Raw genomic sequence first — 23,789 nt, 5'->3', positions numbered from 1 at the left:
CGATGGTGTCAGCCGATAATGCCGACCCATCTGGTTGACCCACGTCGGGCAGCTCCGGGGATCTCGATCCTCCGAGGGGAGCATGGGCGAGCCGCGACATCGTGTGCTCATCATCGACGACGAGGAGCTGCTCATCCGCTCCTTCGCTCGGATCCTGGGCCGTGACCACGACATCACGGCGCTCTCCTCGGCGGCGGAGGCGCTGCGCCGCGCCGCCTCGGGCGAGACCTGGGACGTCATCCTGTGCGACCTGCAGATGCCGGTGGTCGACGGGGTCGAGTTCTTCGAGCGCCTGAACCGCAGCCGCCCCGACCTCATCGCGCGCGTGGCGTTCGTGACCGGCGGCGCCTTCACGCCTCGTGCGCGGTCGTTCCTCGAGCGCAACACGCGCCCCACCGCCCAGAAGCCGGTGGAGCCGGAGGGGCTGCGCTCGCTCGTGCGCCAGATCGCGGCCGGCTACGCCGCCGCGGCCGGCTGCGCCTTCGCCCGGAGCTGAGCTGAGCGTACGCGTTCCGGTGCGGGTCCTCGTCGACTCGCCCTCCTCACCCAGGCCGTTTACCCGCCCCTGAGACCACAGGTCGCGCGGCCCTCACCTGCCCTCGGCACTTGACCAATGGTGGGGTTCGGAGGACGTTCCGCGCCATGGGGAGCGGGGTGAAATCCCGAGTCATGGACGGAGTCTGTCCATGATCCCGCCGCCGGGGGGCGACGTGGAGAGCACGGCCGAGGAGCCACGGCCGGAGCTCGTCGATCAGCTGCGCCGTCTGGCGCCGCGCGACCACGCCGCGCTCGTCTTCGACTCCCCTGGCGAGGCCGCCGCCGCCGTGGCGGCCTTTCTCCAGGTGGGGCTCGAGCGCGGCGAGCGCTGCGTCCACCTCGCCGAGGCCGAGGGCGCCACGGCGATCCTGCCCCACCTTCGCGGGGCGGGCGTCGACGTCGGCGAGGCGCTGGCTTCGGGGCGGCTCGCGCTCGTCACCGATCGCGACGACTTCCTGCGCCCCGGTCCGCTCCGCCCGGCCGAGGTGGAGCCGCTGCTCGCGGAGAAGGCGGAGCAGTCGGTGAAGGAGGGCGGCGGCGCCCTGCGCGTGAGCGCCGACGCGCGCTGGCTGCTCGACCCGAGCCCTTCCCTGGAGCGCCTCCTCGAGTACGAGCAGATGCTCCAGCGGCTGTGCCGCGATCACCCGTTCGTCGCGCTGTGGCGCTACGACCGCGGCACCTTCGCGCCGGCGGCGCTGCGCGCCCTGGTGCGCGCGCACCCGGTGCTCGTCCGCCGGGGCGAGGCGCACCGCAACCACCTCTTCGCGCCGCCGCTGGCGGCGGGCGGCGACGCGGGCGAGGACCTCGACCAGCTCCTCGAGACCGTCGCCGAGCGCGACCGGGCCGAGTCGTCGTTCGCCGAGAGCGGCGAGCGGCTGCGGCTCGCGCTGGAGGGCGGCGCCCACGCGCTGTGGGACTGGGACCTCCCCGCCCAGCGCCTGGCGGTGAACACGCGCTGGGCGGAGCTCCCGGGGCTGCCGCCCTCGGCCTGGTCGGTGTCCGTGTCGGAGTGGGAGCAGCCCATCCACCCGGACGACCTGGCGGCGACCTGGGGCGCGATCCGCGACCACGTCCAGGGCCGCACGCCCCGGCTCGAGATCGAGTACCGGGCGAAGGGGCCGGGCGGCTGGCGCTGGCTGCGCCTGCGCGGCAAGGTGGCCGGCCGCGACGCCGCCGGGGCCGCCGTGCGCCTGGCGGGCACGATCACGGACGAGACCGAGGTGCGCGCCGCCGCCGAGCGCGCGCTCGGGAGCGAGCGCTTCGCCGCGGTGGGCACCCTGGCGGCCGGCGTGGCGCACGAGATCAACAACCCGCTCGCCTGGATCACCACCAACCTCGGGTTCGTGCAGGACCTCGTGGCGTCGCCGGCGCAGGCGGGCCAGGACGCGGCCGCGCGCCAGCAGGTGCTGGAGGTGCTGGAGGAGACGCGGCAGGGCGTGGCGCGCATCCGCGACACGGTGGACGCGCTGCGGACCGTGGGGCGGCCCGTCCCGGCCGGCGCGCCGGTCCCCTGCGACGTGCGCGAGGAGGTGCTGGCCGCGGTCGCGGTGGCGCGGCACGAGGTCGTGCACCGCGCGCGCCTGACGCTCGAGGTGCCCGACGCGCTGCCGCCCGTCCTCTCCCACCCCGGGGCGCTCCGCAAGGTGTTCCTGCACCTCATCCTGAACGCGGCGCAGGCCATCCCCGAGGGGCCCGTCTCCGAGCACGAGGTGAAGGTGACCGCCGCGGCGGCCGCGGGCGCGGTGTCGGTCGAGGTGTCCGACACCGGCACGGGCATGAGCCCGCACGTGCGCGCGCAGATGTTCGACCCCTTCTTCACCACCAAGGGGCCAGGCCAGGGGATGGGGCTCGGGCTCTCCTTCGCGCGCGCGCAGGTGGAGGCGGCGCGCGGGCGCATCGAGGTCGCGAGCGAGCCGCGCCGGGGGACGACGGTGCGGGTGGTGCTGCCCGAGGCGGCGGCGGCCGAGGCGTCGCCGGCGCCCGCCGCACCGGCCTCAGGACGCCGCCGCGTGCTCCTGGTCGACGACGAGGAGATCCTGGTCCGGGCTTACGGCCGGCTCCTGGAGCGGGACCACGAGGTCACCGCGCTCACCTCCGCCGCCGAGGCGCTGCGCCGCCTCGAGGCGGGCGAGACCTGGGACGCCATCCTGTTCGACCTCCAGATGCCGGACGTCGACGGGGTCGAGCTTTTCGAGAAAATCGAGCTGGCCCGCCCCGAGCTCGTCACCCGGGTCGCGTTCATGACGGGGGGCGCGTTCACGCCGCGCGCGCTTTCCTTTCTGGAGCGGAACACCCGCCCCACGCTCGCCAAGCCCATCGACGCCGCCGCGCTCCGCGAGCTCGTCGCGCAGCTGGCGCGCTGAGCGCCCGTCCAGCGCGAGCCCCAGCCGCGCCAGCTCGCGCTGGGCGCTCGCCAGCTCCCGGGACAGCTCGCTCACCTCGGCGAGGAGACAGGGCGCGAGCACCTGCGCCACCGAGGCGTCCCCGCGCTCGAGCCGCGCCTGCCACTCCTCCACCAGCTCGGGGGTGGCGCGCGGCATGGGCAGGACCTGCCCGCGCTTCGGGTTCTTCCGCGACCGCCGCGGGCGGACCGCCTTCGCCTTCGCGGCCGGAGCCGCCCTGGGCGCGGGCGGGACGGCGGCCGCGCTGGCGGTCGCGGCCGCGGCCGCCGAGGTCGCGGTCCCCGTCGCGCCCCAGTGCCCCCGCGCGCCCAGCCCCGGGAGCGCGCCCTCCCCTCCCGGCGCGCCGGAGGCGGCGGGGGAGCTGGGCGGACACCACGCCGTCGCCGCGCCTCCCGCCAGCGCGGGCGCCCCGCGCAGCGCCGCCACCGCCACCGCCGGGGCGCTCGTCGAGAGCCGGCCCGCCGCGCCGCAGGCGCAGCGGAGCAGGAGGCCCTCCAGATCGCCCTCGTGGATCCCGTCGCAGAGCACGCGCTCGCACGCGCCGCACACGTAGGTGAGCGGGCCGCCGCCGACGAACAGCGGCCCTCCCACGAGCCGCGGGCTCGACGGGAGCGCGTCGGGGCAGGGCCCTTCGACCGGCTGCAGCCGCCGCACGCGGCGCGCGACGCTGGGCGAAGGGCCGGTCGGCGCAGACCATCCCGGCGCGACCGCGCGCCCCAGCGCGGCGTCAGCCCAGGCGGCGCCGTCCGGCCAATGTGGGATTGCCACCGCCGCATGCTACCTTGCGGCCGCGATATCACCAACCACGATGTGGGCTGCTCGCTCACCTGCCGGGGCGCCGCGACGGCGACGTCACCCCCTTTGCGGTCCCGGTGCTTGGAGCGGCCCGGGCTTCGCGCGTAGGTTCTCGCCCATGGACACGCTGGTGCCGGGCACCACCTGGGCGGAGCGGGTGAAGGCGCGCCCTCAGCCGAGCGTCCCGGATCTCGTGCGGTTCGGGCTGTGGACCGGGCTGGTCGGCTTCGGCGGAGGGCTGTCGGTGCTCTCGACCTTGCGCGACGGGGCCGTGCAGCGGCGCGGATGGGTCACCGCGCGGGAGTTCGACAACACCGCCACCGTCGCCCAGATGCTGCCCGGCGGCGCCGCCGCCAACGCGCTGGCGCTCCTGGGCCTCCGCTTCTTCGGGGCCGCCGGCGCCTTCGCCGGCTACGCGGCCTTCATCCTGCCCGGCTTCCTCGCCACGGTGGCGCTCGCGGTCCTCTACGGGAGCGCCGGGTCGACCGAGCACGCCGCCGCGCTCTTCGGGGGCTTCAGCGCGGCGGTGGTGGGGATCATCGGGGCCATCACGCTGCAGATGGTGAGCTCGAGCGTGGGCCGGTTCTGGCAGATGGGGATCGCGGCCATGTCGCTCGCCCTGAGCCTCGCCGGCGGCGCGTCGTCGGGCGAGATCGCGCTGGTCGGGATCGGCGCCGGGCTGGTGCTCGACCTCGGGACGAAGCGCGCCCGCCTGGCGCGCTCGCGCCGCGGCGGCCGGCGCGAGGTCGCGCTGCCGGACGAAGGCGATCCCTTCCCCAAGTCGGACCGCGGCACGCTGCAGGCCGTGGCCGTCCCGGCGCTCGCGGCGGCGCTCCTCACCTACTTCGCGGGCGGCACGCTCGTCTCGCTGGCGCTGCTGTTCCTGCGCACCGGCCTGGGCGCGTACGGCGGAGGGTTCGCCATCGTCCCGCACCTCAAGGCGACGCTGGTCGGCTCGGGCGCTCTCACCGACCGCGAGTTCGCCGACGCGGTCGCCATCGGCAAGATCACGCCCGGCCCGGTGCTGCTCGTCGCCACCTTCATCGGCTACGTGAAGAGCGGGCTGGCCGGCGCGGTGGTGTCGACGGCCGCCATCTTCGCCGCGCCCTTCGTGCTCACGGTCGCGCTCGGGCGCTGGCTCGCGCGCTACCGCTCGCGCCGGGTGGTGCGCGCGGCGCTGCGCGGGCTCACCCCGGCCGTGGTCGGGACCATCGCCGCCGCCGCCATCACCCTGGCCGGCGGCCTGCACGGCACCGGCGAGATCGCCATCGCCGCGGCGGTGGGCCTCACCCTCAGCCGCTTCCGCGTCAACCCGACGATCATGCTGGCGCTGGGCGGCCTGGCAAACGTGCTCGCGGCGCGCCTCCACTAGCGGGACCGGCGGGACCGGCGGGACCGGCCGGGACGCCCCACCGGAACGGCGCACCGGCGCCGCCGGCGGGTGACTCTCACCGCTGAACCCGCACCACGGAGATCCCATGCCCGGCTTCACCCTCAAGAAGGCCACGCAGCGCAACTACGACGCCGTCCTGGCCCAGCTCCCCGAGCTGCTCCAGGCGGAGGGCTTCGGCGTGCTCACGCAGATCGACGTGACGGCCACGATGAAGCAGAAGCTCGGCGTGGACTTCCGGCGCTACCGGATCCTCGGCGCCTGCAACCCGCGCTACGCGCACCAGGCGCTCTCGGCCGACCTCGAGGTCGGCGTGATGCTCCCGTGCAACGTGGTCGTCTACGAGGGCGACGACGGGCACGCGGTGGTGATGGCCATCGACCCCATGCAGACCATCGCCGCCGCGAGCCCCGCCATCCGCGAGGTGGCGCAGCAGGTCCGCGCCGGGCTGGAGCGCGTGGTGGCGCGGGCCGGCTGAGGCCCGCCGCGCGCACCGTTCCCCGTCCCCCCGGCTCTCACCCGGGCGGCGCCGCCCAGGCGCCCGGCACCTCGCGAGGAGGCGACATGGCAGGAGCATCGGAGATCGTGGTGACGCTGCCCGGCGGGCGGCGGGTCGACGCCCAGGTGGGGGCGCACGTCGTCCACACCGACCAGCCGGTCTCGAACGGCGGCGAGGACGCGGCGCCCACCCCCTTCCAGCTCTTCCTGGCCTCGCTCGGCACCTGCGCCGGCATCTTCGTGCAGGGCTTCTGCGCCAGCCGGAAGCTCTCGCCGGAAGGCATCCGCATCGTCGAGCGGCCCGAGCTCGACCCGGAGACCGGGGTGCTGCGCTCGGTCGAGCTGCGCATCGAGGTGCCGGCCTCGTTCCCGGAGAAGTACCGCGAGGCGCTGGTGCGGGTGGCCGACCAGTGCTCGGTGAAGCGCGCCATCCAGGCGCAGCCCACCTTCCGCGTCGAGACCGTGGTCGCGCCGTAGCGCGCGGCGGTCGCGTCAGGCCGGGGGCGCCTCCAGGAACCGGCGCAGCGCGTCGCGCACCGACTGCTCCACCCGCGCCGGCACCTCGGGGCCGGCGCGGCTGCACAGGGAGAGCGTGGCGCGGAGCGAGTCGCAGCGGGCGCGGCAGCGGCCGCAGCGGGCGAGGTGCGCCTCCAGGCTGGCGCAGACGTCGCCGCTGATCTCGCCCTCGAGGTGCCGCGAGAAGAGCTCGACCACGTCCGGGCACCCGGGCTCGGCCGCCGGCGCGGGCGCGCCGAGCACCGGCGCCACGCGCTCGCGCACCGCGAGCCGCGCCCGGTGCAGGCGGCTCTTCACCGCCTCCACCGACAGCCCCAGGATCCCGGCCACCTCGGAGGCCGAGAGCCCCTCCACGTCCCGGAGCACCAGCACCTCCCGGTACATCGGGTCGAGCGCGGAGATGGCGTCCTGCAGCGCCGCCTGCACCTGCCGCCCGGCCAGCTCCTCCTCGGGGCCGCGCGCGGCGTCGGGCACGGCCTGCGCCTCCCCGCCCGGCGTGTCGAGCGACTCGAGCCGCTCCGGCGCGAACTTGCTCGTCCGGCGCTTCTTGATGCAGAAGCTGCGGGCGATCGTGTAGAGCCAGGTCGACACCGCCGACGCGCCGCGGAAGTCGCGGATGTTGCGGGCCGCGGCGAGGAGCGTCTCCTGCAGGACGTCCTTGGCGTCGTCCTCGCCCCCGCACATCTTCATCCCGAACCGGAAGACGCGGCCCTGGTGCCGCTCGAGCAGGCGCTCCAGCGCGGCGCGGTCGCCGGCGCGCGCGGAGGCGAGGAGCTCGGTGTCGCTGGTCGGCATGGCCTGGACTTACCGCGCCGCCGCCGGGCGGGCCAGCGCCATCGCGCGGGCCGCGCCGGCCGCGAAGGTCAGGCCTGGCCGGCCGCGACCAGGATCCACCGGAGCGCGAAGCCGCCGGCCAGGACGAGCACCGGGGCCACCGCGGTCGCGCGGAGCGCGAGCCGGCCCTGGAGCGCGCCCAGCAGGAGCGGCGCCAGGAGCCCGCCCAGCACCACCAGCGTCCAGAACTGGGCCGTGAACCGGCCGCCCAGGAGGAGCGCCGCCGCCTGGCGCGATCCCTCGCCCGCGGTGGAGAGCCCGACGAGGAAGAGCGCGAGCAGCGCCAGCTCGACGCCCATGGCCAGGCGATCCCACCGCTCCACCGCGTGCCGCTCGTCCTCCGCCAGACGGAAGAGGAGGAGGAAGGCCGCGCCCGTGGAGGCGCCCGAGACGAGGAACAGCGGCCCGAGGAGCGCGCTCGCCCACAGCGCCCGCGCGCCGAGGGTGGAGAGGAGGACGCCGGTGTAGACCCCGAGCCCGATCCCCAGCGCGGTGTTCGCCCGGCGCAGGCAGGCCGCCCGGTCCACCGCCAGCGCCCGCGCGGCGCGCGCGACGCCGCCGAGGCGGGCGCGCGCGAGGAGCGCCTCGACCCGGCTCGCCTCCCCGTCCTCGAGCCCAGCCAGCGCGGCCAGGAGCGAGACCGGGTAGACGGCGAGCAGGATCCAGGCGCCCCAGCTCATGGGCGAGGTGGCGCGGAAGGCGAGGTAGAAGCGCCAGACGTGCGCCTTGCGCGACAGGTCGAGGAAGAGCGCCAGCATCCCCAGCGAGAGCAGCGCGGCGGGCGCGAAGAGCAGCCAGCGCGCCGCGGCCGAGCGCGGCCCGGCGCGCGCGGCGAGCAGCGAGCCCACGATCATGGTCCCCGCGGCGAGCCCGCCGAGGAACAGGTAGACGGGGATCTCCCAGCCCCACACGTGCAGCGCGGGGTCGAGGAGGGGGGAGTGTCGGGCGAGGTCGATCTCGTGCATGGCCATGATCTCCGGTTATCCGCCGCAGCCTCCGCCGCCCCCGCCTCCCCCGCCGCCGTCCTGGACCGGCGTGGGGGAGGCGGGAGCCAGCGGGGGCAAGGCCGCCTTCAGGTCCGCCAGCGCGGCGGCGAGGCCGGCGCGCTCGCGGTACGACGCGAGCTCCTCCAGCGAGGCGCCGGGTGCGGGGGGCGCGGGCGGGGTGAGCGCGTACGCCTCCCAGGCCTTCCGTCCGCCCGCCAGGACGAGGACCCGTCCGGGGTACGCCGCGGCGCCGGCGGGCACCGCGCCGAGCTCGCCGTCGGGCACCAGGATGAGGTCCTGCGCGCCGCTCGCCTCGCCGAGGCGGAGCGCGCCCAGCTCGCCCGCCGGTACGCACTCGGCCCCGGGCACGCGCCTCCCGGCGCACGCGCTCGGCGATGCGAGCTCGAGCACGCGCGCCGTCCACGGCCGCTCGAGCACCCGCCGCGCGAGCTCCTCGGGCGCGATCCTCGCCGGCTCGCGCGCTGCCGCGGCGGCCGTGGCGGTGGGGAGCGCGGCGGCGGCGAGGCCGAGCACGGCGCAAGCCGACATGCCGAGGAGCACGAAGCGCCCAGGCGCCCCGCCCGCCGGGACGGCCGACCTGGCGCCGGCCTGCCGCGCCTCGAGCTTCTCGGCCGCGACGAAGCCGCCGATCGCCACCGCCGTGACCGCCAGCGCGGCGACGGGGGCGCCGGCCCGCGCCGGCAGGTGGACGAGGTCGTACAGGAAGAGGTGGCCGCGCGCGCCGCTCCCGTGGAAGCGCGCGAGCCAGCCCTGGTGCTCGAGCCCGGCGTAGGCGACCTGGCCGGCGATCACCCCGAGCACCGTGACCACCCCGTCGAGCTTACCGGAGGCGGCCGCGACATGGCTCGTCCCCGGGCAGTAGCCGGAGAGGACGAAGCCGGCGCCGAGCGCGAGGCCCCCCAGGAGCATGGGCCAGACGAAGGTCTCGCTCGCCGCGCGCTCCGCGAGCGCGCGGTAGTCGAGCGCGCCCAGCCCGCCGAGGATCACGGTCCCGAGCATGGCGGTCACCAGGGCACCGAGCATGACCTTGAAGACGGTGAGATCGCGCCCGTAGAACTGCGCCGCCAGCTTCTGCGCCCGCCCGAAGCCGGCACGCTCCAGCACGAAGCCGAAGCCGAAGCCTAGGGCGACGCCGACGAGGAGCCCGAGCTCGTGCTGCCCGGCGGAGAGCGACGCGACGGGGAACGTCATCGCCACTCCCGCCGCACGAAGGGCGCCAGCGCGTACCCACCCGCGAAGACCGCGATCATGAAGAGCCAGCTCCCGGCGCTGAGGAGCGCCCCGCCGGAGAGCGCCTGACCCGAGGTGCAGCCGCGGGTGGCGCGGGCCGCCGCGCCCATGAGGAAGCCCCCCAGGAGCGCCAGCCCGAGCCGGGCGGCGGGCCGGCAGGCGGGGCCCTTCGCGACCTCGACCTTCAGCCGCCCCGAGGTGTAGGCGGCGACGAGGCCGCCCAGCAGGAGGCCGGCGAGCTCGAACACCAGCCAGAAGTCGAGCGGGTGTCCCCCCGCCTCGGCCCGCAGCAGCGACGGGGCCGCCTCCACCGCCCGCGGCGCGAGCGCGCCGAGCGCCGCCACCCCGAAGCGGAGCGAGGCGCCCGAGGCGCCGAGGCCGTGGCCCATCACCACGAAGGAGGCGAGGAGCACGAGCCCGAGCGCCACGCCGGCGAGGTACGGGTTCCAGAAGCGGTCGGGGTCCGGGGCCCTCGCGCCGGCGCCCTCCCCTCGCCGCGGTGCCGGCCGGGCGCCGCTGTCTGCACGCGCCATGGCGGGCTCCTACGTCAGGAAGAAGACCTGGGGCCGGGTCCCGGCCTCCGGCTGGAGCGTCTTCACGCGCCGTCCGTGCACGAGCCGGGTCACCGCGCTCGCCGGGTCGGCCAGGTCGCCGAAGGTGAGCGCCTTCGTGGGACAGGTCTCGACGCAGGCGGGGAGCCGGGCCTGGGTCACGCGGTGCAGGCAGAAGGTGCACTTGTCGACGTGGCCCTCCGCGTGGACGAACCGGGCGCCGTAGGGGCAGGAGGCCATGCAGGCCTTGCAGCCGGTGCACTTGCGCCGGTCGACGGCCACCGCGCCGCCCTCCGCCACGTAGGAGGCCCCGGTCGGACAGGCCGACACGCACGGTGCATCCGCGCAGTGGTTGCAGCGCTCGCTGCGCGCCTCCAGCGCGAGGTCGGGGAAGGTCCCGCTCGTCTCCTGCACCGTCCAGCAGCGGAACCCGCCGTTCGAGACGCGGTTCTCGGTCTTGCAGGCGATGGCGCAGGCGCCGCAGGCGACGCAGCGCCGCGTGTCCACCACCATGGCATAGCGCTTCTTCACGCGACCCTCCCGGCGGGCTCGAGCCGCACGAAGTTCACGTTCACGCCGGTGCCGCCCATGATCGGGTCGACCTTGTACCGGCTGGTGAGCAGGCTGTCGGAGGCGCCGCGCCCGCGCGCCTGGCGGAGCCCCTTCGCGGTGTGCCCGAAGCCGTGGACGAGGTAGACGCAGTCGCCGCGGATGCGCTCGGTGACGCGCGCGCGCACCGGGCCGCTCCGCACGCCGTCCTGGTTGACGAGCACCACGCGGTCCCCGTTCGCCAGCGGGAACGGCAGCGCCCGCGCGGCCTCGGCGTTCACCCACACCTCGTTCTCGGGGAAGGGCTCGGCGAGGAGCCGGTTGTTGGTGGTGCGGCCGAAGGTGTGGGTCGGGGCGCGGCCGGACAGCATGCGGAACATGCCCGCCGGCGCCTCCTCCTGCGGGTGGAAGTCGGGCAGCGGCTCGAACCCGAGCTGCTGCAGCTCCGCGCTGAAGAGCTTGATCTTGCCGTCGCCGGTCGTGATGTTCGGCGTCGCGCCCTCCTCCTCGCAGGTCGGGATGGGCTTTCCGACCAGGGCCCCCTTCCGCCGGAGCTCGGCCGAGTCGATCTTCGACGCGGCGAGGCGCGTCTCGACGAACTCGCGCGCGTCGGCCCAGGGGAACTGGTCGCCCAGCCCCACCCTGTTCGCGAGCTCCTTCGCGATCCACGAGCCGGGCTTCGACTCGTACATGGGCGGGACCACCGCCTGCCGGATGGCCACGAACGGCTGCTTGTAGGCGGGCGCGGCGAGGTCGTCGTCGCGCTCGAGGTAGGTGCACTCGGGGAGCACCACGTCGGCGAAGCCGCAGATCTCGGCCGGGAGCACGTCGATGGCGACGATGAAGTCGAGGTTCTGGATCGCGGCGGCGGTCTCCTGGGGCGCCGGCAGCGCCTGCATCAGGTTCGTCCCGTAGACGATCCAGGCCTTGAGGTCGTACAGCGCGCGGCCGGGCTTGGTGGCGTCGCACAGGCCGGAGGCGAGCACCTCGTCGGCGACCGGGAAGCCGCCGCCCTTGGGCATGTCGTCCTTCGAGCGCCCGCCCGGGTGCAGCGGCGGCTTCGGCAGCGGGTAGCCGGCGAGCCTGAACTTGTCGGTGACCAGGTACCCGCCGCGCCGCCCCCAGGACCCGAGCAGCGCCGCCAGGATGGCGGTCGCCCGCAGCCGCTGCGTGTCGTCGCCGTACCAGGTGGTGTGGCGGCCGGGGTGGATGAGCGACGCGGGCCGGGCGCTCGCGATGAGCCGCGCCGACTCGCGGATGAGCTCCGGCCGCACGCCGGTGATGGCGCTCGCCCACTCGGGCGTCTTCGTCGCGACGTGGGCGGTGAGCTCGTCGAGGCCGGTGGCGTACTTCGCCAGGTACTCGGCGTCGTGGCGCTTCTCGGTCAGGATGACGTTCATCCAGGCCAGCAGCAGCGCGAGGTCCGTGCCGGGCTTCACCGGCAGCCAGTAGCGCGCCTTGCCCGCCGCCACCGAGAAGCGCGGGTCGACCACGACCAGCTGCGCGCCCTTCCCCACCGCCTCGGCGAGCTCCTGCACCTGGGTGTTGTGCATGTTCTCGCCCAGGTGGCTGCCGATGAGCGTGATGACCCGGGCGTTGGCGAGGTCGATCGGCTCGGGCGAGCCGAGCCCTTCGCCGTAGGTGAGCGTGAAGGCCGCCTCGCGGGGCCCGCGGCACTGGGCGTAGGAGGGGGCGCCGATGTTGGGCGAGCCCCACGCCTTCATGAAGTGCTTCCACCACGAGCCGCCGAAGCCGTGGGTGAAGAGCGCCACCGCCTCGGGCCCGTGGCGCTCGCGCACCTTGAGGAGCTCCTCCGCGACCTTGTTCAGCGCCGCGTCCCAGCTCGCCTCCTGGAAGACGTCCTCGCCCCGCTTCGACGCGCGGATGAGCGGCTTCTTCAGCCGGTCCGGGTCGTAGAGGAGGCCGGTCCCGCCGGCTCCGCGGGGGCAGAGCATGCCGCGCGAGAGCGGGTGCTCGGGGTTGCCGCCGAGCTTCGTGACCTGACCGCCCTTGACGTGGGCGAGCACGCCGCAGTTCCAGAAGCACAGCTCGCAGAAGGTGGGGACGACCCGGTCGCCGTCGGTGCCGGGGTCCTCGGCGCGCGCCGCGTCGAGACCCCAGAAGCGCGTGGCGAGCCCGGAGGCGGCCACCGCCCCGCCCGCCGCGGCCCCGATCTGGATGAACTGCCGCCGCGTGTATCGAGCCATGGCACAGACCGTTGCGCGCGGCGTGCCGAACGGTACTTCGCAGTGATGTCGGGGGCTTGGCAGGCGAACGCGACGTCCGTGCGACGCCGCGTATCACATCGTCGCGTCGCACGTCTCGCCGGCTGAGACGCTTCGTCTCACTCGAGACCGGCGGTGCGCATGCGGCGCCACAGGGTGCTGCGGCTGACGCCGAGCGCCCGGGCGGTCTCGAGGCGATTCCAGCGGTGCGCCTCGAGCGCGTGCTGCAGCAGGATGCGATCGTCGGGCAGCCCGACCCCGGCGTCGGACCTCCAGGGGACGGGCGTCGGCGTCGGCGCCGGCGCGGCCGCCGGCGCGGGCGCCGGGACGCGGGGCGCCGGCGAGACGACCTCGGGGGGCAGGTCCTCGGGCTGGAGCGTCTGCCCGCGGCAGACGGTGGCGCCGAACTCGAGCGCGTTCTCGAGCTCGCGCACGTTCCCAGGCCAGTCGTGGGACATGAGCGCGCGCAGCGCCTCCGGCGAGAAGCGCAGCGCGCGTCCGGTGCGCGCCCCGACGCGCGCGAGCAGGTACGACGCGATGGGCTCGATGTCCTCGCGGCGGGCGCGCAGGGGCGGCAGCTCGATGGGAAAGACCTTGAGCCGGTAGTAGAGGTCCTCGCGGAAGGCGCCCGCCGCCACGGCCCGGCGCAGATCGCGGTTCGTCGCCGCGATGATGCGGGCGTTGGTCTGGCGGGTCGTCCCGTCGCCCACGCGCTCGTAGGTGCGCTCCTGCAGCACGCGCAGGAGCTTCACCTGGAGGTGCAGCGGCACATCCCCCACCTCGTCGAGGAAGAGCGTGCCGTCGGTGGCGAGCTCGAACCGGCCCGGCCGGTCGCGGACCGCCCCCGTGAAGGCGCCGCGCACGTGTCCGAAGAGCTCGCTCTCGAGCAGGTCGCCCGGCAGCGCGGCCGCGTTCACCGCCACGAAGGGCCCGTGCTGGCGGGGCGAGTGGGCGTGGATGGTGCGGGCCATCACCTCCTTGCCGGTGCCGCTCTCGCCGGTGATGAGGATGGACGACTCGCTGTGCTGCAGCGTCTCGACCAGCCGGAAGACGCGCCCCATCGCCTGCGAGCGGCAGATGAGCCCGGGGCCGGCCAGCGGCTCGCGGCTGCCGGCGCACGCCGGGTCGTCCTCGGCCGGGCGCAGCACGAGCAGGTACACGGCGCTCGGGTCGCAGACGCCGTACGGGTCGGACTGCAGCGGCGCCGCGGTGATGGAGAGGAGCCGCGTCGCCCCGGACTCCCCGTGGAGCAGCGCGCGCCACCCCTCGCGCTTCTCGCCCGCGGCGAGCGCCAGCCGCAGCGCGCTGCCGTCGGCGAACAGCTCCGGGCCGAGCAGCTTCTCGATGGGCTCGCCGATCACGCGCTTCGCGGCGCCCGGCCCGAGCAGCAAGTCGAGCTGGCTCGAGACGTGGCGCACGCAGAAGCGGCCGTCGAGCGCCATGCAGACGCGCCCGATGGAGCCGAACGCCGTGCTCACCGCCGCGAAGGCGGCGTCTCGAGCCAGCTCGGTCATGGGTTCGCCCGGCATCCGGGAGCGATCATTCCGGTGCGCACGAGATCGAGCAAGGGGGTGGCCCTCTCCTCTCGGTGAGACCCGAGGGTCCCTCTTGCGGGGGCCGTGCCAGGTAAACCCATGGAACTGCGAGCGACTAGCTGTCGCCCGCCTGAAACGAACTGCGGCGGCACGCGACAACATGTCGCACCGTGAGACACCCCGTCGCGCGAGGGCGCGAGCCGTGAGCAGCGCGAGGGGCTGGCGCTCGCCGGGTTACGCCACCCTGGCGGAGCTGCGGCGTTCGAGCCCGCGCCGCCGGCTCACGCGCCGATGAGACGAATCGTTGCGTCCGCGCGAGGCTCGGATGGTCGTGCAGAGGCCGAAGGCAGCTCCGGGGAGCGACCGCATGGCGACGTGGCGACGGCGTGGGTGGAGGTGGGGTGCGGCGACCGCCGTGCTGGTCGCGGCGAGCGTGCTCGCGCCGCCGGCGGCTCACGCCGCCTCGCTGAGCCTCGAGGAGGCCGTCCGGGCCGCCTGGGCGAGCAACCCCGGGCTCGCCGCCGGGGCGCAGCAGGCGCGCTCGGCGCGCGAGGACGCGGCCGCGGCCCGCGACGCGCGCCTCCCCACCCTCTCCTTCTCGGCCAAGGGCCTCGTCACCGACGAGCCGTTGATGGCCTTCGGCGTCAAGCTCGACCAGCAGAAGATCACCCAGGCCGACTTCGCGCCCCCGCGCCTCAACGCGCCCGATCCGGTGGGCGGGGTGGGGCTCGGGGCCTCGGTCATGCAGCCCATCTACATGGGCGGCCGGCTCACCGCCGGGCGGCGCGCCGCCGAGGCCCAGGCCGAGGCCGAGGGGCACACGCAGGCGCGGCGCCAGGACGAGCTGGCGCTGGCGGTGGTGGAGGCCTACTTCGGCGCGCAGGTGGCCGAGCAGGGCCTCCGCTTCGCCGAGGACACGCTCCAGCACGCCGCCGAGACCGAGCGCTTCACCCAGGCGCGCAACCGGCAGGGCCTCGCCCTCGACGCCGACGTGGCGCGCGCCACGGCCTTCCGCGCCCAGGCCGAGGCGGAGCGGGCCACCGCGCGGCAGCGGGTCGCCTCGGCGCGCTCGGCGCTGGTGCTCCTCGCGGGCGACGTCGCGAGCGGGGCCGAGCTGACGACCCCGGTCGAGCGCGCCCAGCCCGCGCCCGCCGACGGCGCCCCGCCGCCCGGGATCGAGCGCGCGGACCTCCTCGCGGCGCGGCTGCGCGCCACCGCCGCGGAGGAGGCGGGCGCCGCCGCCCGGGGCTCGCTGCTGCCCGAGGTCTTCGCCCAGGCGGGCGTCGAGACCCTGCGCTCCAGCCTCGCCCAGGGCGCCACCTGGTTCCAGCTCCTCCTCGTGGCGCGCTGGCAGCTCTCGCTCGGCGCGCTCGACGGCACGCGCGCCGCCGAGGCGCGGGCCGCCGCCGCCCGCTCCGCCGCCGCGTGGCAGGAGCGGCAGGCGCGGCGCGAGGTGGACGAGGCCCACCGCGCGGTGGAGACCGCCGACGTGCGCGTCGCCTCGGCGCGCGAGGCGATCTCCGCCTCCGAGTCGGCCCGCTCGCTGCGTGAGGCGCGGCACCGCCAGGGCCTCTTGCCCCTCACCGACGTGCTCGACGCGGAGGCAGGGCTCGCCGGAGCGCGCGCGCTGCTCCTGCAGAGCCAGCTGCAGGCCCGGCTCGCCCGGGCCCAGCTCCAGCTCGCGCTGGGCCAGTCCATCGAAGGAGTGAAGTCATGATGCGTCTCTCTCCCCTGAAGCTCGCCCTGGCCGTGGCGGCGCTCGCCGCGGCGCTCGACGGCGCCGCCACCGCCCGGAGCGAGGGCGCCCCCGCGGCCCCGGCCACGGCGCCCATCCAGGTGAGGCTCGTCGACGTCGCGCCCGGCGAGGCCGCCGGCTGGGCGGCCGCCAGCCTCGCGTCGGCGCAGCACGCCACGCTCTCCACCCGCCTCTCCGCCACGGTGCGGGCGGTGGCGGTGGAGGAGGGCGCGCGGGTGAAGCAGGGCGAGCTCCTCATCCGGCTCTCCGACGACGACGTGCGGGCCCAGCTCTCCGCTGCGCAGACCGCGCTCGCGAGCGCGGCCGCCCACGAGCGGCGCATCCGCGAGCTCGCCGCCCAGCGCGCCGCCACCCCGAGCGAGCTGGAGCAGGCCGAGGCGCAGCGGGCGCAGGCGCAGGCCGCGGTCGCCGGCGCGAAGGCGAGCCTCGCCTACGCCGAGCTGCGCGCCCCGTTCAGCGGGACGGTCCAGGCGAAGCGCGTCAACGCCGGCGACCTGGTCGGCCCCGGCCAGCCGCTGCTCGACGTCCAGGGCGCGGGCCTCGAGGTGCAGGCGAGCCTGTCCGAGGCCGAGGCCAGCGGGCTGCGGCTCGGCCAGCGGCTGCGCTTCCAGGCGGGCGACCGGCGCGGCGAGGCGGAGATCACGGCGCTCACGCCGGGCGGCGATCCGCTCTCGCACCGCCGCTTCCTGCGCGGCCGAGTGCTGGGGGGGGCCCAGGGGCTCCGCAGCGGCACGTTCGCCCGCCTCGAGCTGCCGGGCGCCCCCGCGGCGCCCCGGCAGGCGTGGGTGCCGAGGAGCGCGATCGTGGAGCGCGGCGACCTCACCGGCGTCTTCGTGGCCGTCCAGGGGCAGGCGCAGCTGCGCTGGATCTCGCTCGGCGAGCCCGCCGGCGATCGCTTCCCGGTGCGGGCGGGCCTGCGGCCCGGGGAGGCGGTGATCGACGCCCCGGGAGCGCTCCGCGACGGCGAGGCGGTGGAGGTGTCCCGTGGACCTTGAGGCGCGCTTCGGCCTGGCCGGGCGGCTCGCGAAGGGCTTCCTCCGCAGCAAGCTCACCCCGCTCATCGTCCTCGCCTCGCTGGCCCTGGGCCTGGCCGCGGTGGCGCTCACCCCGCGCGAGGAGGAGCCGCAGATCGTCGTGCCGATGGTGGACGTCATCGTCCCCATGCCGGGCTCCACGCCGAAGGAGGTCGAGACGCAGCTCACGACCCCGCTCGAGCGGCGGCTGTGGGGCATCCCCGGCGTCGAGTACCTGTACAGCACGAGCCGCCCCGGCGTCGCCCTGCTCACCGTCCGCTTCAAGGTGAACGAGCCGCTGGTGCCGAGCCTCTCCAAGGTCCACCAGGAGCTCACGGCGCATCCGGAGCTGCTGCCGGCCACGGCCCTGCAGCCCGTCGTCAGGCTCCTCACCATCGACGACGTCCCGTTCCTCACCGTCACGCTGCACGGCCCGCCGCTGCCCGCGGGCGAGCTGCGCAAGATCGGGGAGGAGGTGGGGCGCGAGCTGTCCGACGTGCCGCAGACGGCGCAGGTGCAGGTGCTGGGCGGCGCGCGGCGCGCGGTCCGGATCGAGCCCGACCCCGAGAAGCTGCGGAGCCTGGGCGTCTCGCTGGCCGAGCTCGACCCCGCCCTGCGCGCCGCGCAGGCCCAGCTCCCGGCGGGCGCCCTCGTCGACGCCAACCAGCGCGCCGTGCTGGAGGCGCAGGGGTACGCCCTGTCCGCCTCGGAGCTGCGCCGCGTGGTGGTGGCGGTGCGGGGCGACCGGCCCATCTACCTGGAGGACGTGGCGCGGGTCACCGACGGCCCCGAGCCCGAGCCCGCCGTCGCGCTCCTGGCGACCAAGGGCCGGCCCGGCTTCGAGCAGGCCGTCTCCATCGCCGTCGCCAAGCGGGCCGGCACCAACGCCACCGAGCTGGCGGAGCGGGTGCTCTCGAAGGTCGAGGCGCTGCGCGGCCGCCTCATCCCGGCGGCGGTCGAGGCCACGGTCACCCGCAACTACGGCGAGACCGCGAAGGAGAAGTCGAACGAGCTCATCGAGCACCTGCTCATCGCGACGCTCTCCGTCATCGCCCTCATCCTGCTCGCCATGGGCTGGCGCTCGGCGGTGGTGGTCGCCGTCGCGGTGCCGGTGACGCTCGCCCTGACGCTGCTCCTCACCTACCTCTTCGGCTACACGCTCAACCGCGTCACCCTGTTCGCGCTCATCTTCTCCATCGGCATCCTGGTGGACGACGCGATCGTGGTGGTGGAGAACGTGCACCGCCACCTCCACCTCCCCGGCCCGAGGCGGAGCTTCGCCCGGACGGTGGTCGAGGCGGTGGACGAGGTGGGCAACCCCACCATCCTCGCCACCTTCGCCGTCATCGCCGCCATCCTGCCCATGGCCTTCGTGCGCGGGCTCATGGGTCCGTACATGCGGCCCATCCCCGTCGGCGCGAGCGCGGCGATGCTGTTCTCGCTCGTCATCGCGTTCATCGTGAGCCCGTGGGCGGCGATGAAGGTCTTCCGCCGGGAGGCGCACCTCCCCGACGTGGACGGGACGGGCATGCACCCGGCCGACCCCGACCGCGACGCGGCCGAGCCGGCCGCCCACCCCGAGGCGGTCCCGGAGTCGGCGCCCGAGACCTGGACGGCGCGCGCGCCCCGCAAGGTGACGCGGCTCCTGCTCGGCTCGGGCCTCGCGCGGTGGAGCTTCTTCGGCGGCATGGCGGTCCTGCTCCTCGCCGCCGCGTCGCTGCTCGCGCTCGGGGCCGTCAAGGTCAAGATGTTGCCGTTCGACAACAAGAGCGAGTTCCAGGTGCAGCTCGACCTGCCCGCCGGGACCCCGCGCGAGGACGCGCTGGCGCTCGGCCAGGACCTGGCGCGGCGCGTGCTGCAGGAGCCGGAGGTGCGCGACGTCGAGGTGTACTCGGGGGTGGCGGCGCCCTTCACCTTCGTCGGCCTGGTGCGCCACAGCTTCCTCCGCGACGCGCCCGAGCAGGTCGACCTCCAGGTCAACCTCACGCCGAAGGGCGAGCGCAAGGCGAAGAGCCACGCCATCGTCATGCGGGTGCGGCCGGCGCTGGAGGCGCTCGCGCGGCCCGCCGGCGCGCGGCTCAAGCTGGTGGAGATCCCGCCTGGCCCGCCCGTGCTCGACACGCTGGTCGCCCAGGTCTACGGCCCGACCGCCGCGGAGCGCGAGCGGCTGGCGCGCCAGGTCCTCGAGGCCTTCCGCACCACCGAGGGCGTCGTCGACGTCGACTCGACGCTCAACCCCACCTCGCCCAAGATCTCGCTGGTGGTCGATCGCGAGAAGGCGGCGCTCCACGGCGTCGCCGCCTCGGCGGTCGTGCAGACGCTCGCCGCGGCCGGACAGGGCGCGCCGCTCGGCACGTTCCACGCGGGGCGCGGCGCGCAGCAGGTGCCGGTGGTGCTGCAGCTCGCCCCGGCGCAGCGCTCGCGGCTCGACCAGCTCCTGACGCTCACGGTGCCGGGGCAGCGCGGGGCGGTGCCGCTCTCGGAGCTGGTCCAGGTCCGCCGCGGCCGCGAGGATCCCGACCTCCACCACGAGAACCTGATGCCGGTGGCGTACGTCTTCGCCGATCTGGCCGGCACCATCGAGAGCCCGGTCTACGCGCTGCTGGCGCTGAACCAGAAGCTCGACGCGCTGCGCGGCCAGGGCGGCGAGGTGGTGCCGCGGCTCGGCCTGGCGCACCCGGACCAGACCGAGCGGCCCATCCTGAAGTGGGACGGCGAGTGGCACATCACGCTCGAGGTCTTCCGGGACCTCGGCCTCGCCTTCGCGACGGTGGTGGTGCTCATCTACCTGCTGCTGGTGGGCTGGTTCCAGAGCTTCACGGTGCCGCTCGTCATCCTGGTGCCGATCCCGATCTCGCTCATCGGGATCCTCCCCGCGCACGCGCTCTCGGGCACCTTCTTCACCGCCACCAGCATGATCGGCTTCATCGCCGGCGCCGGCATCATCGTCCGCAACAGCATCATCCTGGTGGACTTCATCGAGCTGAAGCTGCGGGAGGGCATGCCGCTGGGGGCGGCGGTGGAGGAGGCCGGGGTGGTCCGCTTCCGGCCCATGCTCCTCACCGCCTCGGCGGTGCTGGTCGGGAGCGCGGTGATGCTGGCCGACCCCATCTTCCAGGGGCTCGCGCTGTCGCTCATGGCCGGCGAGGTGGCCGCGACGCTGCTCTCGCGCTTCGCGGTCCCGGTGATCTACTTCCTGGTCGCGCGCCACGGCCGCGCCGCCGAGCTCCAGCGGGAGGGCGCGCTGAACGTCCCCGCGCCGGCCGCGCCGCGGCCCGGGCCGGCGTCCCCGGCCCTTCACGGAGGGAGGGCGGTCGGGCTGCCCCGCTGAGGCGGCGCGCGCGGCAGGCGGAGCGTGACCGTCGTCCCCTTCCCCGGGGCGCTCGTGAGCTGCACCGTCCCGCCGTGCGCCTCCACCAGCCGCTTCACGGTGGGCAGGCCGAGCCCGTAGCCGTCGGCCTGCGTGCTCGCCCGGTAGAACGGCTCGAACACGTGCGTCAGCGCGGCGCGCGGGATCCCGGGCCCGTCGTCGGCCACCGAGAGGACGGCCCAGCCACCCTCGGCGCTGGCGCGCACCGCCACCCGGCCGCCCTCGCGCCGGCCGTACTTGATCGCGTTGCCCACCAGGTTCTGCACCACCGCGTGCAGGTGCCCCTCCGCCATCGCCACCTCCAGGTCCGCCTCGGCGTCGGTGGCGAGCGCGAGCCCGGCCTCCGCGGCCTGCGGCCCGAGCTCGGTCACCACGGCGTCGACGGCGGGGCCGATCCGGCAGGACGCGCCCGGCTCGGGCGCGCCGCCCGCGCGCGAGAAGCGCAGGATGTCGTCGATGGTCTGGCCCAGCCGCTTCGCGCTCGCCTCGGCCCGCTCGAGCGCGGTCGCCTGGTTCGGGTTCTTGCGCAGGACGTGCAGCGCCATCCCGATGGTGTGGAGCGGCGTGCGCAGCTCGTGCGCGGCCCGGGAGGCGAAGGCCGCCAGGTCCTCGGCGTGGCGGTCGACCAGGTGCTCGTGCGCCTCGATGGCGTGGAGCGCCTGCCGGAGCAGGATCAGCGCGCCCGCCATCACCAGGAGACCCAGCGCCGAGCTCGTCACCATCGCCCGCAGGAGCGAGGCGTGCACCGTGGAGGTGGCGTCGCGGACCTCCGCCGCGTTGAAGCGGATGATCGCGTCGGTCGCCCGGCTCGCCTCGAGGGCGCGCGTCGAGAGCTCGCGCGCCGCGGCGCGGGCGAGGGCGCGCCGGCCCCCCTCGCGCGCGCGCTCGACCCGCGCCGCCAGGGTCGAGACGCGCAGGAGCTCCTCCCGGAGCCGCTTCAGCGTCGCGCGCTCCTCGTCCTCGCGGCAGAGCGCGTCGAGCTGGCCGGCGCCGGCGTCGATCGCGCGCAGCTCGCCCGCCACGTCGACCGGGCCAGGAGGCGAGCCCTCGTCCCCGCCGCCGAGCTGCTCGACGAGCGCCGCGAGGTGGTCGCGCAGGTGCGCGGTCGCGCCGACCGCCCGCGCGTGCTCGCCGCCGATGCGCGAGAGCTCCGCCAGCTGCGGTCCGATGGTGCCGAGGACGAGCGCGCCCAGCGCGACCAGCCCCGCGATCACGAGCGCGATGGCGCCGAGGAGCGTCTTCCGGACCCTGCGCCGGGAGGCGCGCTCGATCCCCGACCGCCGGTCTTCGGGCAGAAGCGGCACGACGGCACCTGGCTCCCTGCACCATCGCCTGCACCCCGAGGGTAGCCCCGGGCGCGCGGCCCCGAGCGCGCCGAAGCAGGGGCGCGGCGCGGCGCCGCTGGAGCCCGCGTCACACCAGCGTGGAGCGTCGAACCCCTCGCCTCCGCCCGGGCTCTCACGGGGATGAGCGACGTGCTGACCTTCGTGCTCCTGGCGGCCGCCTGGATCGCCTTGCAGACCTTCATCCTGCCCAGGCTGGGCGTGCCCACCTGAGCCGTCCCCAGGCAGCCCCGGTCCGGGGCTGACGACGCCGACCGCGAGCCTCGCTGCTGAGGCTCAGCCAGCCCTCGCCTGGCGCCGCTCCTCGCAGAGGGTGCACAGGCGGAGGCCTTCCACGGGGTGCGCGTACGGGGCGAGGACGCTCTCGCCGCAGTCGGCGCAGGTGACCGTGTCGAAGCTTGGGCGCGGGCACTCGAGGCCGAGCGGGAACACCGGGCTCACGGCGAAGAGCGCTTCCTCGGGCGCGGTGAGGAACGCGTCCGAGGCCTGCGCGGCGAGCGCGCGGGAGTCGCCCGCGAAGCGGCCGCTCTTCGCGCAGGCGCGAAACCAGCCCGTCTCCTCGAGGCGGGCGATCGTCGCGGGGAGCGGGTGGACGCGCACGGCGCGCCCCCGCACGTGGTCGACGAGCCGCACGCCGGCCTTGCCGTGCGGGAACCTGAAGATGAGGTCCTTCCCGAACGTGCAGCCGGTCACGAACTGGACCCCGTCCCCGAACCCCTGCGCGTAGTGGTCGCTCCCGAGCTCCACGAACGCGATCAGCTCCCGCTCGACGGCGCGGCCGACGCCGAGGCGGGCCATCGCGACCGCGCCCGCTCGCACCCCGAGGACCAGCGGCGGGCAGGCGTGGCCGTGGGCCAGCGTCCCACAGCGGACGTACTCCGCGAGATCCATGGTCCCTCTCGAGCCCGGGTGGGGCGACTCAGGCGGCGCGATCCGGCCGCGCGCGGTCCAGCTCGACCGCGTCCTTGACCCCGAGCCCGCGGAGGATCAGCTCGAGCGGGCAGAAGCGGGTGAGCCCGCTCTGGAACAGGTTCAGGCCCACGAACGCGGTGAAGGCGAGCGCCCAGCGCGAGACGAAGAGCGGGCTCCCCTCCACGCCGAGGGCGAGGGACAGCAGGATGAACAGGCCGGCGAAGACGCGGACGTAGCGTTCGGTGGTCATGCGATTCCTCCGGCGCGATCGCCGCGCCTGACGGTCAGAGCCGCGCCGGCCCGTTCGGATTCGCCGCGCCGCCGTCAGTGCCGCCGGGGCGGCTCCTCCCCCGCCGCGATGCCCCGCAGCTGGGAGGCGAGCCCGAGGACGAGCCCGAACACCACGTGGGCCGCGAGCCAGCCGAAGGCCATGTGATCCACCACGTCGGCGAGCGGGCGATCGATCACCCGGATCACCACCCAGGTCATCACGGCCCACACCGCGAGCCCGAACATGAGGCCGGCGGTGACGCTCGCCAGCGGCTCGGCGTTGCGGCGCACGATCGCGGCGAAGAGCACCCCCAGCGCCACGGAGACGGCGAAGTGGAGGACGAGCCCCCAGAACGCGGGCGGGCCCGCGCCCATGGCCGCCCAGCCGTAGAACACGCCGCCGATCCCCTGCAGCACCCCGAGCCACCCGAGCCCGCGCCAGGTGCCGAGGAGCGCGAAGAAGAGGGCCATGGCGGCGCCGGCCAGCGTGCCGGCGACGCCCCCCGCGAACGCGATCTCGGCCGCGAGGCCGCCCGCGCGCCCGCTCCACCCGCGCCCCACCGCTCCGCCGGCTCCCATCGGACCCTCCGCTCCCAACCTGGGCACGGCTTCGGCCCCGGGCAGCGGCGTCGCGGCCGCGCGAGCCCGCGCCGGCCCGCCCGGAGGCCGGGAGGCCTGCCTGGAACGCGCCCGGCCCGGCTTCAGCGCGCGCAGCCCTCCATGCACGCCACGAGCGTCCGCAGGTTCGGCTCGATGAGCCGGTAGCGCGCGAAGCCGTTCTCGCGCTCCGCCTCGACGAGCCCCTGGCTGCGGAGGATGCGGAGCTGCTGGGACACGATGGCCTGCGGGGCCTGGAGCTTCTCGGACAGGGCGGTCACGTTCTCGTCGCCGTCCGCGAGGATGGCCACGATCCGGATGCGCAGCGGGTGCGCGACCGCCTTCAGGACCTCCGAGACGCGCCGGGCGCGCTCGGGGTCCGTGGAGAGGGCGGGTTGAGGCTGACGCTTGACCCCCACGGCCACGTTCTACCTCATCGCCAGCTTCGGGAAGAAGCCG

21 protein-coding genes are annotated in these 23,789 nt (G+C 75.7%); 9 read left to right on the top strand and 12 right to left on the bottom strand.

What is annotated here, in order from left to right; all coding sequences use genetic code 11:
• Positions 1-82: 82 nt before the first annotated feature.
• The 6 genes from HWY08_RS03965 (at position 83) to HWY08_RS03940 (ending at position 6,099) form a co-directional block, all read left to right on the top strand.
• Positions 83-496, top strand: coding sequence for a response regulator (locus HWY08_RS03965; RefSeq protein ID WP_176063170.1), 414 nt, complete (start codon positions 83-85; stop codon positions 494-496).
• Between the two features lie 190 nt (positions 497-686).
• Entirely contained in the window at positions 687-2,900 is a 2,214-nt protein-coding gene (locus HWY08_RS03960) for an MEDS domain-containing protein (RefSeq protein WP_176063168.1), read from the top strand.
• Between the two features lie 175 nt (positions 2,901-3,075).
• Positions 3,076-3,492 carry a hypothetical protein gene (locus HWY08_RS03955; RefSeq protein ID WP_176063166.1) on the top strand — a complete coding sequence of 139 codons (417 nt, stop codon included), beginning with the start codon at positions 3,076-3,078 and terminating at the stop codon, positions 3,490-3,492.
• A 360-nt stretch (positions 3,493-3,852) separates the two neighbouring features.
• The gene (gene chrA / locus HWY08_RS03950) at positions 3,853-5,106 is read left to right on the top strand and encodes a chromate efflux transporter (RefSeq protein ID WP_176063164.1); all 1,254 of its coding nucleotides are present in this window, start codon (positions 3,853-3,855) and stop codon (positions 5,104-5,106) included.
• A 106-nt stretch (positions 5,107-5,212) separates the two neighbouring features.
• Positions 5,213-5,602 carry a DUF302 domain-containing protein gene (locus tag HWY08_RS03945; RefSeq protein ID WP_176063162.1) on the top strand — a complete coding sequence of 130 codons (390 nt, stop codon included), beginning with the start codon at positions 5,213-5,215 and terminating at the stop codon, positions 5,600-5,602.
• Between the two features lie 86 nt (positions 5,603-5,688).
• Positions 5,689-6,099: an OsmC family protein gene (locus tag HWY08_RS03940; RefSeq protein WP_176063160.1), complete on the top strand. Its 411-nt coding sequence runs from the start codon at positions 5,689-5,691 to the stop codon at positions 6,097-6,099.
• Positions 6,100-6,114: 15 nt separating this feature from the next.
• On the opposite strand, the gene HWY08_RS22080 is transcribed toward HWY08_RS03940, so the two are convergent.
• The 7 genes from HWY08_RS22080 to HWY08_RS03905 all read right to left on the bottom strand — a co-directional run bounded on the left by HWY08_RS22080 (position 6,115) and on the right by HWY08_RS03905 (position 14,063).
• Positions 6,115-6,933, bottom strand: a complete 819-nt coding sequence (locus HWY08_RS22080; protein WP_176063157.1) for a sigma-70 family RNA polymerase sigma factor — start codon at positions 6,931-6,933, stop codon at positions 6,115-6,117.
• Between the two features lie 68 nt (positions 6,934-7,001).
• Positions 7,002-7,937 carry an NrfD/PsrC family molybdoenzyme membrane anchor subunit gene (gene nrfD / locus HWY08_RS03930; protein ID WP_176063155.1) on the bottom strand — a complete coding sequence of 312 codons (936 nt, stop codon included), beginning with the start codon at positions 7,935-7,937 and terminating at the stop codon, positions 7,002-7,004.
• 15 nt (positions 7,938-7,952) lie between these two features.
• On the bottom strand, positions 7,953-9,170 hold the full coding sequence (locus HWY08_RS03925) for a YeeE/YedE thiosulfate transporter family protein (protein WP_176063153.1): 1,218 nt from the start codon (positions 9,168-9,170) through the stop codon (positions 7,953-7,955).
• Positions 9,167-9,742, bottom strand: a complete 576-nt coding sequence (locus tag HWY08_RS03920; protein WP_176063151.1) for a YeeE/YedE thiosulfate transporter family protein — start codon at positions 9,740-9,742, stop codon at positions 9,167-9,169. The genes HWY08_RS03925 and HWY08_RS03920 overlap by 4 nt, the downstream gene beginning before the upstream one ends.
• 9 nt (positions 9,743-9,751) lie before the next feature.
• The gene (locus HWY08_RS03915) at positions 9,752-10,291 is read right to left on the bottom strand and encodes a 4Fe-4S dicluster domain-containing protein (RefSeq protein ID WP_209005114.1); all 540 of its coding nucleotides are present in this window, start codon (positions 10,289-10,291) and stop codon (positions 9,752-9,754) included.
• Positions 10,288-12,516 carry a molybdopterin-containing oxidoreductase family protein gene (locus HWY08_RS03910; protein ID WP_176063149.1) on the bottom strand — a complete coding sequence of 743 codons (2,229 nt, stop codon included), beginning with the start codon at positions 12,514-12,516 and terminating at the stop codon, positions 10,288-10,290. Before HWY08_RS03910 ends, HWY08_RS03915 begins: the two co-directional genes overlap by 4 nt.
• A gap of 137 nt (positions 12,517-12,653) precedes the next feature.
• A complete protein-coding gene (locus HWY08_RS03905) occupies positions 12,654-14,063 on the bottom strand; it encodes a sigma-54 interaction domain-containing protein (protein ID WP_176063147.1) in 1,410 nt (469 codons plus the stop codon).
• A 373-nt stretch (positions 14,064-14,436) separates the two neighbouring features.
• On the opposite strand from HWY08_RS03905, the gene HWY08_RS03900 reads away from it, so the two are divergent.
• From HWY08_RS03900 to HWY08_RS03890, 3 genes are read left to right on the top strand one after another with little or no spacing between them, the layout of a single operon-like run.
• Positions 14,437-15,786 (top strand): TolC family protein, encoded by a 1,350-nt coding sequence (locus HWY08_RS03900; protein WP_176063145.1) that lies wholly within the window; start codon positions 14,437-14,439, stop codon positions 15,784-15,786.
• Positions 15,783-16,820 (top strand): efflux RND transporter periplasmic adaptor subunit, encoded by a 1,038-nt coding sequence (locus tag HWY08_RS03895; RefSeq protein ID WP_176063143.1) that lies wholly within the window; start codon positions 15,783-15,785, stop codon positions 16,818-16,820. The genes HWY08_RS03900 and HWY08_RS03895 overlap by 4 nt, the downstream gene beginning before the upstream one ends.
• On the top strand, positions 16,810-20,169 hold the full coding sequence (locus tag HWY08_RS03890; protein WP_176063141.1) for an efflux RND transporter permease subunit: 3,360 nt from the start codon (positions 16,810-16,812) through the stop codon (positions 20,167-20,169). Before HWY08_RS03895 ends, HWY08_RS03890 begins: the two co-directional genes overlap by 11 nt.
• Here the strand turns inward: HWY08_RS03890 and HWY08_RS03885 are convergent.
• From HWY08_RS03885 to HWY08_RS03865, 5 genes are all read right to left on the bottom strand, one after another.
• Positions 20,136-21,512, bottom strand: a complete 1,377-nt coding sequence (locus HWY08_RS03885; RefSeq protein WP_176063139.1) for a sensor histidine kinase — start codon at positions 21,510-21,512, stop codon at positions 20,136-20,138. The genes HWY08_RS03890 and HWY08_RS03885 overlap by 34 nt on opposite strands.
• 315 nt (positions 21,513-21,827) lie before the next feature.
• Complete coding sequence (locus tag HWY08_RS03880; RefSeq protein WP_176063137.1) at positions 21,828-22,442, bottom strand: FmdE family protein; 615 nt, start codon at positions 22,440-22,442, stop codon at positions 21,828-21,830.
• Between the two features lie 28 nt (positions 22,443-22,470).
• Positions 22,471-22,713 carry a YgaP family membrane protein gene (locus HWY08_RS03875; RefSeq protein ID WP_176063135.1) on the bottom strand — a complete coding sequence of 81 codons (243 nt, stop codon included), beginning with the start codon at positions 22,711-22,713 and terminating at the stop codon, positions 22,471-22,473.
• Positions 22,714-22,787: 74 nt separating this feature from the next.
• Complete coding sequence (locus HWY08_RS03870) at positions 22,788-23,312, bottom strand: hypothetical protein (RefSeq protein WP_176063134.1); 525 nt, start codon at positions 23,310-23,312, stop codon at positions 22,788-22,790.
• 122 nt (positions 23,313-23,434) lie between these two features.
• Positions 23,435-23,749, bottom strand: coding sequence for an ArsR/SmtB family transcription factor (locus tag HWY08_RS03865; protein WP_176063132.1), 315 nt, complete (start codon positions 23,747-23,749; stop codon positions 23,435-23,437).
• Positions 23,750-23,789: the final 40 nt, after the last annotated feature.

The organism is Anaeromyxobacter diazotrophicus (assembly GCF_013340205.1).
In the GTDB taxonomy this organism is placed as follows: domain Bacteria; phylum Myxococcota; class Myxococcia; order Myxococcales; family Anaeromyxobacteraceae; genus Anaeromyxobacter_A; species Anaeromyxobacter_A diazotrophicus.
The sequence above is the reverse complement of the archived record's forward strand: the minus strand, read 5'-3'. Positions and strand labels throughout refer to the sequence as shown.

What these genes read in the sequence shown, in the direction of transcription:
- HWY08_RS03965 (WP_176063170.1), top strand. Translation starts at nt 83, where the DNA reads ATGGGCGAGCCGCGACATCGTGTGCTCATCATCGACGACGAGGAGCTG.
- HWY08_RS03960 (WP_176063168.1), top strand. Translation starts at nt 687, where the DNA reads ATGATCCCGCCGCCGGGGGGCGACGTGGAGAGCACGGCCGAGGAGCCA.
- HWY08_RS03955 (WP_176063166.1), top strand. Translation starts at nt 3,076, where the DNA reads ATGGGCAGGACCTGCCCGCGCTTCGGGTTCTTCCGCGACCGCCGCGGG.
- chrA (WP_176063164.1), top strand. Translation starts at nt 3,853, where the DNA reads ATGGACACGCTGGTGCCGGGCACCACCTGGGCGGAGCGGGTGAAGGCG.
- HWY08_RS03945 (WP_176063162.1), top strand. Translation starts at nt 5,213, where the DNA reads ATGCCCGGCTTCACCCTCAAGAAGGCCACGCAGCGCAACTACGACGCC.
- HWY08_RS03940 (WP_176063160.1), top strand. Translation starts at nt 5,689, where the DNA reads ATGGCAGGAGCATCGGAGATCGTGGTGACGCTGCCCGGCGGGCGGCGG.
- HWY08_RS22080 (WP_176063157.1), bottom strand. Translation starts at nt 6,933, where the DNA reads ATGCCGACCAGCGACACCGAGCTCCTCGCCTCCGCGCGCGCCGGCGAC.
- nrfD (WP_176063155.1), bottom strand. Translation starts at nt 7,937, where the DNA reads ATGCACGAGATCGACCTCGCCCGACACTCCCCCCTCCTCGACCCCGCG.
- HWY08_RS03925 (WP_176063153.1), bottom strand. Translation starts at nt 9,170, where the DNA reads ATGACGTTCCCCGTCGCGTCGCTCTCCGCCGGGCAGCACGAGCTCGGG.
- HWY08_RS03920 (WP_176063151.1), bottom strand. Translation starts at nt 9,742, where the DNA reads ATGGCGCGTGCAGACAGCGGCGCCCGGCCGGCACCGCGGCGAGGGGAG.
- HWY08_RS03910 (WP_176063149.1), bottom strand. Translation starts at nt 12,516, where the DNA reads ATGGCTCGATACACGCGGCGGCAGTTCATCCAGATCGGGGCCGCGGCG.
- HWY08_RS03905 (WP_176063147.1), bottom strand. Translation starts at nt 14,063, where the DNA reads ATGCCGGGCGAACCCATGACCGAGCTGGCTCGAGACGCCGCCTTCGCG.
- HWY08_RS03900 (WP_176063145.1), top strand. Translation starts at nt 14,437, where the DNA reads ATGGCGACGTGGCGACGGCGTGGGTGGAGGTGGGGTGCGGCGACCGCC.
- HWY08_RS03895 (WP_176063143.1), top strand. Translation starts at nt 15,783, where the DNA reads ATGATGCGTCTCTCTCCCCTGAAGCTCGCCCTGGCCGTGGCGGCGCTC.
- HWY08_RS03880 (WP_176063137.1), bottom strand. Translation starts at nt 22,442, where the DNA reads ATGGATCTCGCGGAGTACGTCCGCTGTGGGACGCTGGCCCACGGCCAC.
- HWY08_RS03875 (WP_176063135.1), bottom strand. Translation starts at nt 22,713, where the DNA reads ATGACCACCGAACGCTACGTCCGCGTCTTCGCCGGCCTGTTCATCCTG.
- HWY08_RS03870 (WP_176063134.1), bottom strand. Translation starts at nt 23,312, where the DNA reads ATGGGAGCCGGCGGAGCGGTGGGGCGCGGGTGGAGCGGGCGCGCGGGC.